The organism is Mycobacterium appelbergii (assembly GCF_032883035.1).
GTDB classification, from domain to species: domain Bacteria; phylum Actinomycetota; class Actinomycetes; order Mycobacteriales; family Mycobacteriaceae; genus Mycobacterium; species Mycobacterium appelbergii.
This window is the reverse complement of record NZ_JAMQTH010000018.1, coordinates 96,647-111,078: the sequence shown is the minus strand read 5'-3', so window position 1 is coordinate 111,078 and position 14,432 is coordinate 96,647. Positions and strand designations below refer to the sequence as shown.

General features: G+C 65.8%; 15 protein-coding genes. 5 read left to right on the top strand and 10 right to left on the bottom strand.

Annotated features, from left to right (window positions below; translation table 11 throughout):
* The first annotated feature begins 40 nt into the window (after positions 1–40).
* Entirely contained in the window at positions 41–433 is a 393-nt protein-coding gene (locus M1247_RS31925; protein ID WP_317160441.1) for a hypothetical protein, read from the top strand.
* Between the two features lie 84 nt (positions 434–517).
* On the opposite strand, the gene M1247_RS31920 is transcribed toward M1247_RS31925, so the two are convergent.
* The 4 genes from M1247_RS31920 to M1247_RS31905 all read right to left on the bottom strand — a co-directional run bounded on the left by M1247_RS31920 (position 518) and on the right by M1247_RS31905 (position 3,858).
* Positions 518–1,450 (bottom strand): LLM class F420-dependent oxidoreductase, encoded by a 933-nt coding sequence (locus tag M1247_RS31920; RefSeq protein ID WP_317160440.1) that lies wholly within the window; start codon positions 1,448–1,450, stop codon positions 518–520.
* A 26-nt stretch (positions 1,451–1,476) separates the two neighbouring features.
* Positions 1,477–2,100 carry a TIGR03085 family metal-binding protein gene (locus M1247_RS31915; protein ID WP_317160439.1) on the bottom strand — a complete coding sequence of 208 codons (624 nt, stop codon included), beginning with the start codon at positions 2,098–2,100 and terminating at the stop codon, positions 1,477–1,479.
* A 9-nt stretch (positions 2,101–2,109) separates the two neighbouring features.
* A complete protein-coding gene (locus M1247_RS31910; protein WP_317160438.1) occupies positions 2,110–2,649 on the bottom strand; it encodes a hypothetical protein in 540 nt (179 codons plus the stop codon).
* 153 nt (positions 2,650–2,802) lie between these two features.
* Complete coding sequence (locus M1247_RS31905; RefSeq protein WP_317160437.1) at positions 2,803–3,858, bottom strand: substrate-binding domain-containing protein; 1,056 nt, start codon at positions 3,856–3,858, stop codon at positions 2,803–2,805.
* Positions 3,859–3,947: 89 nt separating this feature from the next.
* Between M1247_RS31905 and M1247_RS31900 the strand changes: the two genes are divergently transcribed.
* Positions 3,948–4,379, top strand: a complete 432-nt coding sequence (locus M1247_RS31900; protein ID WP_317160436.1) for a MarR family winged helix-turn-helix transcriptional regulator — start codon at positions 3,948–3,950, stop codon at positions 4,377–4,379.
* A gap of 66 nt (positions 4,380–4,445) precedes the next feature.
* On the opposite strand, the gene M1247_RS31895 is transcribed toward M1247_RS31900, so the two are convergent.
* The 6 genes from M1247_RS31895 to M1247_RS31870 all read right to left on the bottom strand — a co-directional run bounded on the left by M1247_RS31895 (position 4,446) and on the right by M1247_RS31870 (position 10,536).
* The gene (locus tag M1247_RS31895; RefSeq protein ID WP_317160435.1) at positions 4,446–5,078 is read right to left on the bottom strand and encodes an AmiS/UreI family transporter; all 633 of its coding nucleotides are present in this window, start codon (positions 5,076–5,078) and stop codon (positions 4,446–4,448) included.
* Between the two features lie 29 nt (positions 5,079–5,107).
* Positions 5,108–6,340, bottom strand: a complete 1,233-nt coding sequence (locus M1247_RS31890; RefSeq protein WP_317160434.1) for an acetamidase/formamidase family protein — start codon at positions 6,338–6,340, stop codon at positions 5,108–5,110.
* Positions 6,341–6,606: 266 nt separating this feature from the next.
* Positions 6,607–7,578 carry an ABC transporter substrate-binding protein gene (locus M1247_RS31885; RefSeq protein WP_317160433.1) on the bottom strand — a complete coding sequence of 324 codons (972 nt, stop codon included), beginning with the start codon at positions 7,576–7,578 and terminating at the stop codon, positions 6,607–6,609.
* A gap of 27 nt (positions 7,579–7,605) precedes the next feature.
* Positions 7,606–8,364, bottom strand: a complete 759-nt coding sequence (locus M1247_RS31880; RefSeq protein ID WP_317160432.1) for an ABC transporter ATP-binding protein — start codon at positions 8,362–8,364, stop codon at positions 7,606–7,608.
* A 1-nt stretch (position 8,365) separates the two neighbouring features.
* Positions 8,366–9,217, bottom strand: coding sequence for an ABC transporter permease (locus M1247_RS31875; protein ID WP_317160431.1), 852 nt, complete (start codon positions 9,215–9,217; stop codon positions 8,366–8,368).
* Positions 9,214–10,536 (bottom strand): aryl-sulfate sulfotransferase, encoded by a 1,323-nt coding sequence (locus M1247_RS31870; RefSeq protein WP_317160430.1) that lies wholly within the window; start codon positions 10,534–10,536, stop codon positions 9,214–9,216. The genes M1247_RS31875 and M1247_RS31870 overlap by 4 nt, the downstream gene beginning before the upstream one ends.
* A 121-nt stretch (positions 10,537–10,657) precedes the next feature.
* Between M1247_RS31870 and M1247_RS31865 the strand changes: the two genes are divergently transcribed.
* From M1247_RS31865 to grpE, 3 genes are all read left to right on the top strand, one after another.
* The gene (locus tag M1247_RS31865; RefSeq protein WP_317160429.1) at positions 10,658–11,710 is read left to right on the top strand and encodes a LacI family DNA-binding transcriptional regulator; all 1,053 of its coding nucleotides are present in this window, start codon (positions 10,658–10,660) and stop codon (positions 11,708–11,710) included.
* A 198-nt stretch (positions 11,711–11,908) separates the two neighbouring features.
* Positions 11,909–13,765 (top strand): molecular chaperone DnaK, encoded by a 1,857-nt coding sequence (dnaK, locus tag M1247_RS31860; protein WP_317160428.1) that lies wholly within the window; start codon positions 11,909–11,911, stop codon positions 13,763–13,765.
* Positions 13,762–14,412 (top strand): nucleotide exchange factor GrpE, encoded by a 651-nt coding sequence (gene grpE / locus M1247_RS31855; protein ID WP_317160427.1) that lies wholly within the window; start codon positions 13,762–13,764, stop codon positions 14,410–14,412. The genes dnaK and grpE overlap by 4 nt, the downstream gene beginning before the upstream one ends.
* Positions 14,413–14,432 lie beyond the last annotated feature (20 nt).

Below are 14,432 nucleotides of genomic sequence, written 5' to 3'. Positions count from 1 at the left end.
AGATAGTAGGCGCAGTCAGTTGCCCGGCGCCGGATACAACGTGCGTGTCACGTTGGTGCGTGGCCGGTTGCGGGTGGTGGTGGCTCTCCCGGTGGTCTCGTCGCTGCTGTCGGTCGTGGTGGTCGGCGGTGTCGATGAACTCGACGTCGTCGAGGTCTCCGAGGTTGACGACGTGGACGATCCGGACGTCTCCGAGGTGTCGCTGGGCAACCCGAACTCCGTGGTCAACGGCGGCCGTGTGCTGGTGATGGTCGAGGTCGTGGTGGTGGTCGTCGACCTCGCCGATGACGTCGACGAGCGGGAGGGGTCGATGAAGTTGATCGGCGCCTCTTCGGGATTCCCGCCGCTGGTCAACGTCACCACACCCCAGACCACCAGTGCGATCACGGTCAGAGCGGCCACGCTGGCCCCGAGCACCGCGGGCGTCGAGTGATGCCAGGGCTGCTCAGGTGCTTGCCCATGGTCATCGTCAGACGTCACGGGCCGATCCTAGTGGGGGCGGATGTGCCGGGTCGGATCAGCTCAATTGGCTGATGACCTCGCCGGCGAAGAACTCCACCTGATCGAGATCGGCCATGTCGAGCAACTGCAGGTAGACCCGCTGTACACCGGCCTCGATGAACGGGCCCAGCTTGTCGACGATCTCCGTCGGCGTTCCGACCAGGGGTGAATTGCTGCGCAGTTCGTCGACCTCACGGTTGATGGCGGCTGCCCGCTTGGCGATCTCGGCCTCGTCGCGACCCGCGCACAGGACGAACGCCGCCGAATACGTCAGTGAATCTGCCGGCCTGCCCGCGTCGGACAGCGCCGCGGCCACCCGCTCGAACTGCGTCGTGAGGGCGTCGAGTGGCACGAACGGGACGTTGAACTCGGAGGCGAATTCGGCGGCCAGCGCCGGTGTGCGCTTGGCGCCCTGCCCGCCGATGATGATCGGCGGATGCGGTGTCTGTGCGGGCTTGGGCAGCCCCGGTGAGTTCACGACCGTGTAGTGCTTCCCGGAGAAGTCGAAGGTCTGCCCGACGGGCGTGGTCCACAGCCCGGTGAGGATGCGCAGCTGCTCGGTGAGCCGGTCGAAGCGCTCGCCCAGCGGCGGGAACGGTATGGCGTAGGCCTGGTGCTCTTCCTCGAACCAGCCCGCGCCGAGGCCCAATTCGACACGGCCGCCGCTCATTTCATCGACCTGTGCGACCGAGATCGCCAGCGGTCCCGGATAGCGGAAGGTGGCCGAGGTGACCATCGTGCCGAGCCGGATCGACGAGGTCTCCCGCGCGATACCGGCCAGTGTCACCCAGGAGTCGGTGGGGCCCGGCAGTCCGTCGCCGCTCATCGCCACATAGTGGTCGGACCGGAAGAATGCGGAATACCCCGAACTCTCCGCGGTGCGGGCCACCGCAAGTTGATCGGAGTAGGTGGCGCCTTGCTGGGGTTCGACGAATACACGGAAGTCCACGGAACCCAGCCTAACGGCGGAGCCGCTCAGACGCCGCGCGGCGCATCCCGTACCGCAGCCACGGCGTCGTCGTCCCCGGTGAATGTGATGTGCGCGGGTCCCCGGCCTGCGACGAACAGCAACAGTTCGCCCGGCTCCCCACAGATCGTCACCGGCGCGCCGTTGCCGACGGTGGCCAGGGTCTTGCCCTCGGGCGTGGTCAGTGTCACCCGCGCCGGAGATTTCGACATCGTCATCCTGGCCATCATCGGAATCTGACGGGCCAGCGCCTTGATCGTGTCGTGATCGAGGGCCCTTGGCTCCCAGGTAGATTGGGCTCGTCGCACATCCTCGTTGTGGATGAACATCTCGGCGACGTTGACCAGCGGATCCAGCAGTTTGAACGGCGAATACAGCGGGGGACCCGAGGCGATCTTGTCCACCAGGTCGGGCCAATCGGTCGCAGCGGTCACCTGATCCTGAACCCGGGCGGTGTAGCCGGCGAGCTGTGGCACCAGGATGCCCGCCGACGCATCCAGCCTGCGCTCGCGGACGACGAGGTGGGCGGCGAGATCGCGTGCTTTCCAACCCTCACACAGCGTGGGCGCGTCCGGGCCTGCGGCGCGCATGGTTTCGACGAGTGCGGCACGTTCCCGCTGAGCTGCGGTCATGCTGCAACTCTAGAAGGTTTCCACGCCTTGAACAGCCACCACCATCCCGTGGCCACTGGCGTCGTTGGTGAACCGGGTGCCGTCACTGCTCGCCTCGATCGTCCAGCCCAGCGCGCGATAGCTGCGGTAGTCCAGTGTGACTGCCGGGATGTCACCGAGATTTCCCAGTACCCAACTTATTTCGCCATCGGCGGTGAGCCTCACCCCGTTGGCCGGCGTGCCGTCGATGTCCGGTGCATCGGTGAAGTCGGACTCGCAGCCGACATCCTCTTTCGACAGTTGGCAGCGGGTCTTGCCGGATTTGGTCTGGATGAAGACATAGCCGTCCTGCGGCTCAAGCGGGGTGGCGCCGGCCGGCGGCGTGGTCGCCGAGGTGCGTGGCGGGGCAGGCGGCGGGGCGGGGCTGGACCGGGTGGGCCGGGCCGTCGGGAAGCTGGGCTCGGTCGGGGACCGGGAGCTGGTGACGGGTGTGCCCTCGATGCTGGACTGGCAGCCGGCCAGCAACATACCCGCTGCCAGCAGGCCTGACACCAGTAGCCGCGCCTCCACGCGCATAGGCTAACCAGCGGGGTGAGGCGACCGGGTCATGACGCGCCGGACATCGCGGCGTAGCCATCGGGGGCGATCTCGTCGACTCTGGTGTCGGAGTCCATGGACGTCATCGTTCGCCTTTACGGCGCTGGACGCGGGTGATCGGCAGTCTCAGAGGGTGGCAACGACATCGAACTCGTAGCAGTCCGCCATCGCGATATGCACGTCCTGGTGCATCAGCCCCTCGCTGGCGTGCACGGAGCCGCGCGGGCCCTCGTAACTCACGTCGCCGCAATGCCGCACCACGTCGTCGAGATCGGTGGAGTCGGCGGCCGCCGTCAGCGCGCCCAGCGTCATCACGCCCTCGTAGCAGGACTCCGCGGCATTGTTGAGTGGCGGGGCTTTCGGACCGTACCGGTGGACGTAATCGGACATGAAGTCCTGTGCACTGGCCGTGACGAGATTCTGGAAGTAGCTGGCGGCGACATACAGGTTGGCCGTCGCATGCGCCCCGCTGGCCAGCAGCATGTTCTCTTCCATCAACGGGCTGAAGCGCAGGATCTGCTCATGCAGCCCGCGCGCGCTGAACGCCCGGTTGAAGGCCACCGCGTCCCGTCCGACCAGCAGCATGATGATGCCCTGCGCACCGCTGCGCTCGAGACGGGGGAGCACGCGGGAATAGTCGGTGGTGCCGTAGTCGACATAGATCTCGTCGGCGAGGGTCAGTCCGAATTCGTGGCAGTAGGCCCGGATTGCCGGCACCGTACGGCGCGGCCAGACATAGTTGGCGCCGACGACCGCCCAGCGGCGAACGCCGGTGTTCTCGCGCAGCCACCGCAGTGCCGGACCGATCTGCAGCTCCGGAGTCTCGCCCGAGCAGATGATGCCCGGCCGGGATTCGCCGCCTTCGTACAGGGAGGTGTAGACGTAGGGGATCCGGTTGGCCACCACGGGCGCGAGGTGCTCGCGGACGGTCGAGATGTGCCACCCGGTCACCGCGTGGATCCGATTGGCCGTGATCAGCCGGTTGACCTCATCGTGCAGTTCGGCCGCGGGCAGGCCCGCGTCGATGACCTCGATCCCGACTTCCCGGGCGGCGATACCGCCATTGGCGTTGAGCGTGGCGGCGGCCAGTTTGGCCACCGCTTCGCAGGAGGGACCGTAGATCCCGCCGGGGCCGCGCAGGGGGATGACAAGACCGATGCGGTAGTCCTGCGCCATCGCCATGCCTCCTTGGCGCCCGCTGGGCGGGCGACCAGAGTAATATTCATCTGGAAGTATTCCGTTCGCAAGGAAATACAGCAAGGGATGCGCATATGACGCCGGTCGGCAGCGACAATGCGACTCACCTCGTCGATGCGCTGGCTGTCGATCGAGTGGCCGGGTTGCTGCGCCGCGCGGTGCGCGACGCTCTCGAGGGTTCGGACCTGACGCTGGATCAGTGGAGGGTGATCGACCACCTCGCCGCGGTGGAGGAAGCCGCCATGAGTTCGGTTTCTGCGCTCACCCTCATACCCGGGCCGAGCCTGACCCGTACCGTCGACCGGCTCGTCGACGCCGCGCTGGTGTACCGGACGCTGGATTCCTATGACCGGCGGCGCATGATGGTCCGGCTCAGCGAGCGTGGAGTCGAAAAGCACCGGGCGCTCGCCCCGTCGGTGTCCGCGGCGCTCCAGGAAGTGTTCTCGCCACTGACGTCCGCCGAAATGTGGGCATTCAGTGCGTTGTTGGGAAAATTGAGCGGATAGCCCGGCCGGAGCAGGACCAACGACGATGTGCCCGAAGCCGATCCGACTCCGGGCACATCATCGCGATCAGGTGGCGGCGCCGAGAGAAGACTTCTTGTACGCCTCGGCCTGAGGTGACGGCCTACGGGTGAGCAGCCAGAGCACCACCAGCAGACCGACCCCGAGCACGGCGGCCACCAGTGCCGCCACCGCCGAATCACTCCACAGGCCGGCAAGGGTCAGGCCCGCAGGCACGGCTGCGGTGAGAACGCCCTCCGTGACGGCCACCGCTCCGGTGAACTGCGTCAGTTCCGTTCGACCGAGTCCCAGGACCAGGAAGAACAGCAGCCAGAGCACACTCCAGGACAGCCAGATCACCACGAAGATCCGGCCACCCTCACCCCAGGTGTGCGCCGCGTAGCCGAGCGCGGCGACCGCAACGAACAGCGAGAACCAGCCCAGCCCCTCCGGGGGCCAATCGGTGACCGCGTTGATCCCCACCCACAGGTAGGTGAACCCGAACAGATACAGACCGGACGCGCCCGCGATCACCGTGGGGTCACCATCGGCCGTGGTGAGCAGGATGGTCGGGATCACCACCTGCATGCCACCGACGAACAGGTTCATCGGGGCGGCGGCCCTGGGCGTGATCCGCCCCAGCAGCATGATGCCGTTGATGATGAGGACGGCACCGACGTAGAACAAACCGACATTGCTCATCTGCGATCGCTTTCTGCCGTCGGCCAGTCCTACCTGGGCAGGATGTCCTTGTCGAAGATGTCGAGCGGAATCTTCAGCGTCACAGCGGCATTCGGGATGTCGACAATGCCTCCGACGTGCATCTCACATGGCGCCACACTGATGATCGTGTAGGCCTGCTCAGGGGTGTAGTCGAACTTGCCCAGATAGTCGATCGCCTGCTCGACGGCGTCGACGGCGGCCATCGTCGCGTCGATGTACTTCTGCTCCCGGCCGCGGGCCGACAGACCGGTGAACGACAGGTACCGGGTGCCCAGGTTCGGGTCCACCGGGGAGGGCCGCAGCATCGGCGTCCGCACCCCGTACTTCGCCATGCCGCCCTTGATGAGGTTGAACCGGAACCAGCCGACGCCGTCCATTTCGATGGCGTTCCAGGTGATCTCGCCGTCGCCCTCGGAGAAGTGGAAGTCGCCGGTGGAGAACAGGGCACCTTCAACGAACACCGGGAAGTACACCCGTGAACCGCGCGAGAGGTTCTTGATGTCGAGGTTGCCGCCGTTCTCCCGTGGTGGGACGGTCCGGGCCGCGGTCGCCGCGACACGTTCCCATTCCTCGCCTTCCAGGGTGCGCAGCACCGCGGTCGACGTGGCGTCGGCGCGTGGCGCGGCGAGGCCATCGGCGATCAGCGGATCCTCGCGCTCGTTCCACATCGCGAGCAGTTCGTGCGACGGTGCCACGCCGATCACGCCGGGGTGACTGATCGCGGGAATCTCGACCCCGGGTATCTGCCTGCTGGTGGCGAACAGGCCGTGCAGGTCCCACACGGTCTTGAAGCCGTCAGGGAACCAACTGGCCAGTGGTCCGCCCATGCCGGGCAGGATGTTGGAGTAGCCGATGCCTGACAGCGGCAGCACATCGAGCACATCCACCACCAGCAGATCGCCGGGTTGCGCGCCGTCGACGTAGATGGGACCCGCCATCGGGTGGGTGCGGGTCAGGTCGAAGTCGCGGATGTCCTGGTCGTCGTCGACATCCTGCAGCTGGTAATCGTCGTAGCCGCCCGCCTCGAGGATGACTTCCTCGCCGGGGCCCAGGTGGTGCAACGGTGGAATGTCGGGGTGCCAGCGGTTGTGGCCGAGCTCCTTCTGTTCGGCGAGGGGGACGCCCACCTCGCAGCCGAACCGCGGGACGCCGAGGTCGCGGTTGGGGAATCGGGATACGCCGGACCGGGTGAAATCCACGTCGGTGGAGACCGGGCGGGACGAAGCAACATCACTTGACACTGTGTGACCTCCAGAAAGGGGTGTGTGGTGCAGCCCACAATTTACTTCCAATATGAACTAAGTCAAGTGGAAGTAATTGTGGACGTGATGTTGCAGCGCCACATCAGTCACAGCTGTCCCGCGTTTCCGGGCATATGTGACCGTCCGGCGATGCCAGAATCACCGAGACTGCAGCCAGGGACAAAACAACGCCGGTCTTGTCCCTCAGTACGGTGTCGGCACACGGGCCGGTCGGCGTGTGTCCGTGCCCGGCGCGCGCTCAGGCGTTAATGCTGTTGCGCCGACGCCAAGAACTGGCCGTCGAGAAACTGTGCGTAATCGGGCAGTTGGGCTGTGGGTTCGATGGACTTCTGGCTCTTGGCCCAGTCGCCGAGTGCGGTGAGTTCCGTCGCGAGGTCGGGATTGAGTTGGATGGTGAAGTCGAACTCGGTGAGCACGGTGCGCAGCAGTTCAGGATCCAGCGTGGTGGCCTTTGCGACCGCGGCGACGGCGGCGCTGTCCTGTTGGGACAGTGCGGCTCCGGCATCGTCAAGGGCGGCAAAGAACGCCCTGATCGCCTCGCCCTTGCCGGAAATGGCCGACGGTCCGGCCAAGAACAGGCTGTGCTGGTTGTAGCTGCCGCCGCTCAACTCGACCGCGTCCGTGCCGAGCGCCGCGATCGTCTGCGCCTGGTACGGCTGGAAGATGGACACTGCATCGACGTTGCGCTGGGTGGCCGCGGTGACCATGGCCGACGGCGAAACCTGAACCAGATTCGCCTTGATGTTGTTCTGCGCGAGCGCATTCGAGATGTAATAGGCGGCACTGGTCCCCAGCGGAGTGCCGATTGATTTACCGGCGAGGTCGGTGATGGTGTTGACCCCCGCGCTTCGACGGGCCACGATCCGTGAACCCTCCCACCGGGACCCGTCAGCGACGATGCGCAAGGACGGTGTCCGGGTGAGGGCAGCAGCGGTCGGGACATCCGCGGCGGTGGTGATGTCGACCTGGCCGGCCGCGACGGCCTGCAGTGCTTCGACGCCCGAGGAGAAGTTCACCACGTTCACATGCACGTTGTGCTTACCGAACAGGCCCGTATCGGCGGCGACGGGGATCTGCGCCCACGAGGGATCCACCACGAAACCCACCGTCAGCTCGTCGGGGTTCCCGGTGCCTGAGCTTGTGCAACCGGAGGCCGCCGCGGCGAGCATGACAGCGGTCAGTGCGGCGGGCAGGAGCCGCCGAAGAGTGGTCTTCACGATTGATTCAGTCCTTTGTGATCGCGGTCAGAGCGCGGCGTGGTCGATGCCGAGTTGGTGGTGCAGGGTTTTGCGAATGTCGCTGTACCCCGGCTGGTCTGCGAGTGCGTCCGCCGGTCGTGGCCGGTCCAGCGGGTTGGTGATGTGATCGACGATCTGCCCGTCGCGCAGCACGCTGACGGAGTCACCGAGCCGTATCGCCTCATCGATGTCGTGCGTGACGAAGACGATCGTGCGATTCAGTCGCGTCCACAGGTCGATCAGCAGGTCCTGCATTCGCAGGCGCGTGAGCGCGTCGAGCGACGCGAACGGTTCGTCCATGAGCATCACCGACGGTTCGCCCGCCAGCACGCGGGCGATGCTCACCCGTTGCCGCATACCGCCGGACAATTCGGTGGGCCGTTGCCTGCCGACCTCGTCGCGCAGTCCGACCAGTTCAAGCAGCTCGTCGATCCTCGCGCGGCGCTCACGTTTGGCCAAATGTCGGGCTGCCAATGCGAACTCGATGTTGTCGGCGACGCTCATCCACGGGAAGAGCACATCGCGCTGGAAGGCCACGCCCCGGCGCGGGTGGGGCGCGGTGACCGGTTCCCCGTTGTCGGTCACGGTGCCGGATGTCGGTGTGAGGAGGCCTGCCAGGCAATGCAGCAGCGTCGATTTGCCGCTGCCGGACGCCCCGACAAGCACCGTGAACGACCCGTCGGCGATGGTCATCGAGATGCTCTTGAGGGTGGGATCCCTCTTGCCCGGAAACTGCACGACGAGGTCGTGGGTGGTAATGGCCATCTCAGCGTTCCTCCTGGGCCCAGCGGGTGAACGGGGAGGTGATCGAGTTGACGAGCAGGTCGCAGACCGCGCCGATGATGCCCAGGATGATCAGGCAGAAAATGAGCCGGTCGGCCTGGGAGAACAGTTGTGCCTGATAGATCCGGTAGCCGATACCTGCTGTGGTGCCAGTCATCTCGGCGACGACGATCAGCACGAAGGCCATCGCGGCGCCGACCCGAAGACCGGAGGCGATGTCCGGGACCGCTTCGGGCAGCACCACGTGGCGCAGCGTCTGCCAACGCCCCGCACCCAGGCAGCGTGCGGCCTTCAGATAGTCGATTGGTGTGCTCGCGAGCCCGGCATGACTGTTGATCCAGACCGGCACGAAAACGCCGAGCGCGATGACGAGTATCTTGCTGTTCTCACCCAATCCGAACCACAGGATGGCCAGCGGCACCAGGCCGATCGTCGGGATCGGTGAGAACACCCGCAGCACGGGCTGCAGCAGCTTACGGCCCGCGCCGGTGGTTGCGGTGAAGACCGCCACCGCGATGCCGAGGGCGCCGCCGATGGCGAAACCGACTGCGGCCCTGCTCAAGCTGGCGACGATGTCGTCGGTCAGCAGTCCGTCGGTCCACAGTGTGCGCCCGGCTGAGAGGATCTCCGGGACGCTCGGGAACAGTTGTCGCGGAAACCGCCCGGATGCCACCACCGCCGACCACACCGCCGATGCGAGTACCAATCCGCCGACCGTCCAGCCCAGTGGCCCCAACCGGGCGATCGTCGACCGCAGCCACGGCAACCGGCCCTCCTCGGCGGGCGGTGTTGGCGCCGGTGATGCGGAATCGACCGCTCGTGCTTGGGTTGTCATGAGGGGCCGTTGCGCAGGTCGACATGTCGGAGCGGCAGCCGTGGAGTGCCTACGGGTGCCCACTCGAACGGGACCGCCTGCGCCCGATACACCAGCGCCGTCAGGGTGAGCCGGTCGACGCCGGGCACCCTGGCCTGTTTGACCTCGGGTTCGCCGGCCACGCCGTAGCCCTGGTACGGGCTGTGATACTCCCAGACCACATCGCCGTCGGCTGTCACTTGGAAAATTCGCCCCTGCATCCCCTCTGTGATCAGGGTGTTGCCGTTGGGCAGTCGCTGCGCATTGCTCACGAACGAACTGAAGAAGGTCCACGGCGGAAGTCCGGAATCCTCGGCCGTGTACTGCCAGACGATTTCTCGGGAGACCGGGTCGACCTCGAGCACCCGCGAACCGGCGTAGATGCCGACCGCTGCCGGCGGGTAGCCGGCCCCGCCCTGATTGTCGAACACCAGGATGTTGCCTGCGCCGGGAAGGTGCGGCGCAATCATGTGCGGATTGTGTTGCCCCGAGGTCTGATCGAGCGGGCGGGGCACCTTGTGCGCGTTGATCCGCTGATGCTGTGCTCCCGCCTCAGCGGCGTAGTACGGCCCCAGCCGCCACGCGAGGGCTCCGGTCGCCTTGTCGATGAGGGCGACGATGTTGGCCTTGCGGAAGCTGACCAGGATATTGTCGGGCTGAAACGCGGTGCCGGGATCCTCGACATGCCAACGGTTCTGGCCCAGCGACTTTGCGCTGTTCATTTCGAGATAACCCCACGGATCCTCCGGGTCGCGGGCGACGGTTTCGCGCAGCGCCGCCCAGCCGGCCTCGGAGAACCCGAACTCGTCGAGATGATCTCCCGCGAACCACTGCCACACGATCTCGCCGTCGGGCGTGACCTCATAGAGGCCCTGATCGCCGATCACATGGTCGCCCAGGCCGGGCACCACTCGTGGAGCCGTGACCAGGATCAACCGGTTCCCGTTGGGCAGTAGTTCCCAGTCGTGGTTCTGCCGGGCAGCGCCGCCCGGCGCCTGCCGCCCCCATTCCCACACCCGCTCGCCGTCCCAATTGAGCTGTCCGATCGTGCCATTGGCATAAATGCCACCGCGGGCGTCACCGCTGTCGGACAGTTGGACCCCGACATCGCCGACGCGGCCGTCGTTGAGCGCCGGGTCCAGGATTCGCGGTGGCACCCCGGCATACGGCCACTCGTGCACCACGGTGCCGTTGAGGTCGATGAGACGTGTCACCGAATCAGCACCGGTGAACAGGACGTAACTGTCGTGGGCGAGTTCAGGGTCGAGATAGGTGACGCCGGAAAGGCGTACGAACGCCATGGGACCTCCTGGTAACGGATCTAATCGATTAGCGTATTGACGGACAGAGATCGCGAAACCGTCACAATCGCCGTGATTCAAATCCTGGTGAGCGTGTGTTGAGCGGGCGCAGGGTCCACGAGTGGGTGGGAAGCGTGCGACATCGGCCGATGTGGCCAGGCGTGCAGGTACGTCGACGGCAGTGGTGAGTTACGTGCTCAACAACGGCCCGCGGCCGGTGTCAGAATCGTTGCGGGCCAGGGTGATCAGCGCGATCGACGAGTTGAACTATCGCCCAGACCTGCGGGCACGGGCGTTGCGTCGCCCGCGGCGCTGGCAGCAGATCGGTCTGCTCGTCCCGGATCTGACCCTGCCGCTGTTCGGCGAATTCGTCGGGCGGATCGAGGTGGAGGCCCGGGCGCGCGGACACCTGACGATGATCGGCAACACCGGTTACGACCCGGAGCGTGAGCTCGAATTCGCCGCTGCGTTCGCCGAAGTCGGGATCGACGGCCTAGTGGTGATCGGAGCCGCGAATGCACCGGAAACGGCGGACCTGTGCCGGCGGGAACGCATCCCGGTTGTCTGGATGCACAACATCCGTGGGGATGTGGACGCAGAGATCGTGGGCGTGGATCACGTGCACGCCGGAGCACTCATCGCCCGGCACCTGGTCGATGAGCACACGTGCAGCGACATCGCCTTCGTCGGCGGATTCACCGCGGCCGATGTCGGTCACGGCGATCGCGAGACCGTGGAGCAGCGGTTCACCGGCGTCGCCTCCGTCATCGGCGAAGGGCTTCGGCTGATCCGCACCGACCTGACGCCCGCCGGTGCCTACGCGGCGGTCAGCGAGTGTCTGCACGCCTCCGACCACCGCCCTCGTGGATTCGTGGTGGGGACATACGGACAGGCCGCCGCCACCATCCGCGCCGTTATCGACACGGGGCTGGAGGTACCCGCCGATATCCGGGTGGTCAGCTTCGACGGCCGGGAGACCGACTTCGGGCAGTTCCGCCTCACCGCTGCCCTGCAACCCGTCGAGCGCATCGCCCACCACGCACTCAGCCGATTGCTTGAGAGTGCGACCGAGGGCGGAGCCCGACTGCTGCAGCCGTCACTACGGATCGGCAACACCTGCGGATGCGGGAAACCTCACCCAGATCAACACAATGGTCGCGGTCAGGCGCGGTGAGCAGCCCTTTCGTTGATCTCGGCGCACGGGGGGTTAAAAAGCGAGGCCCGGGAACAAAACGCGGGTACCTGTCGTTGACGTGATCGACAACAACCTTGAGTGACATAGACTCAAGTCTGGGTTGACAACCTATAGTCGACCGGAGCAGGCTTGAGCGCAGTCCGCTCAGACCCCTATATGTCTACAGGAGGCAACACCATGGCTCGTGCGGTCGGTATCGACCTCGGGACCACCAACTCCGTCGTGGCGGTTCTGGAAGGTGGCGACCCCGTCGTCGTCGCCAACTCCGAGGGCTCCCGAACCACCCCGTCCGTCGTCGCGTTCGCGCGCAACGGTGAGGTGCTGGTCGGTCAGCCCGCGAAAAACCAGGCGGTGACCAACGTCGACCGGACCATCCGGTCGGTCAAGCGTCACATGGGCACCGACTGGTCAGTGGAGATCGACGGTAAGGACTACACCGCGCAGGAGATCAGCGCCCGCGTGCTGATGAAGCTCAAGCGCGATGCCGAGGCCTACCTCGGCGAGGACATCACCGACGCGGTGATCACCGTGCCCGCGTACTTCAACGACGCCCAGCGTCAGGCGACGAAGGAATCCGGCCAGATCGCCGGACTCAACGTGCTGCGCATCGTCAACGAGCCCACTGCGGCCGCACTGGCCTACGGCCTGGACAAGGGCAGCAAGGAACAGACCATCCTGGTGTTCGACCTGGGTGGCGGTACCTTCGACGTCTCGCTGCTGGAGATCGGCGACGGTGTCGTCGAGGTCCGCGCGACGTCGGGCGACAACCACCTCGGTGGCGACGACTGGGATGACCGGATCGTCGAATGGCTGGTCGACAAGTTCAAGAACACCTCGGGCATCGACCTGACCAAGGACAAGATGGCCATGCAGCGGCTGCGTGAAGCCGCCGAGAAGGCCAAGATCGAACTCAGCTCGTCGCAGAGCACCTCGATCAACCTGCCCTACATCACCGTGGACGCGGACAAGAACCCGTTGTTCCTCGACGAGCAGCTGACCCGTGCCGAGTTCCAGAAGATCACCCAGGACCTGCTGGACCGCAGCCGTAAGCCGTTCCAGTCGGTGATCAAGGACGCCGGTATCTCGGTGTCCGAGATCGACCACGTGGTGCTGGTCGGTGGCTCCACCCGCATGCCCGCGGTCTCCGAGCTGGTCAAGGAAATGACCGGCGGCAAGGAGCCCAACAAGGGCGTCAACCCGGATGAGGTTGTCGCGGTGGGCGCTGCGCTGCAGGCCGGCGTGCTCAAGGGTGAGGTGAAAGATGTTCTGCTGCTGGACGTCACGCCGTTGTCCCTGGGTATCGAGACCAAGGGTGGCGTGATGACCAAGCTCATCGAGCGCAACACCACGATCCCCACCAAGCGGTCGGAGACCTTCACCACGGCCGACGACAATCAGCCGTCGGTGCAGATCCAGGTGTTCCAGGGTGAGCGTGAGATCGCTTCGCACAACAAGCTGCTCGGCTCCTTCGAGCTGACCGGAATCCCGCCGGCCCCGCGTGGTGTCCCGCAGATCGAGGTCACCTTCGACATCGACGCCAACGGCATCGTGCACGTCACCGCCAAGGACAAGGGCACCGGCAAGGAAAACACGATCAAGATCCAGGAAGGCTCCGGCCTGTCCAAGGAGGAGATCGACCGGATGATCAAGGATGCCGAGGCGCACGCCGACGAGGACCGCAAGCGTCGCGAGGAAGCCGACGTTCGCAACCAGGCCGAGTCGCTGGTCTACCAGACGGAGAAATTCGTCTCCGAGCAGCGTGAAGCCGAGGGCGGATCGAAGGTTCCCGAGGACACCTTGACCAAGGTCGATGCCGCGGTCGCCGATGCCAAGTCGGCACTGGCCGGTAACGACATCTCCGCGATCAAGGCCGCGATGGAGAAGCTGGGCCAGGAGAGCCAGGGGTTGGGTCAGGCCATCTACGAGGCCACCCAGTCCGAGCAGGCCGCCGGTGGCGGCGACGGCTCCACCAGCTCCGACGACGATGTGGTTGACGCCGAAGTTGTCGACGACGATGAGCGGGAGAACAAGTGAGTGAAAGCGATTCGCACGAGCCGGTGACCATCACCGACAAGCGGCGCATCGATCCCGACACTGGCGAGGTTCGCCCGCGCCCGCAAGGAGCGGATGAACCTGAGCCGACGCCGGCCCCTGGTGGGCCGGCGGCGGCGGCCGCGCCGGAATCGGCAGGCGATAGCGACGAGGTCGCCGAACTGAAGGCCACCTTGCAGCGGGTCAAGGCGGAGTACGACAACTACCGCAAGCGCTCACTGCGTGACCAGCAGGCCATCGCCGACCGGACCAAGGCCACTGTGGTCAGCCAGCTCCTGGGTGTCCTCGATGACCTGGACCGGGCCCGCAACCACGGCGATCTGGAATCCGGTCCGCTCAGGTCGGTGGCCGACAAGCTTGTCGGCGCACTGGAAGGGCTGGGAGTCACCGCTTTCGGTGAGGAGGGCGACGAGTTCGACCCGTCGCTGCACGAAGCCGTACAGCATGAGGGCGACGGCACACATCCCGTGGTCGGGAACGTGATGCGCCGTGGTTACAAGGTGGGCGAACAGGTGGTCCGCCACGCGATGGTCGGTGTCGTCGACACCGTGCCGGAGACCGAAAGCGCGGGCGAACCCGCGGATAACGCGGACGACGCCGGTGCCCAGGACGCAGAATCAGACAGTTAGACAGATAACCAGAGCGACGA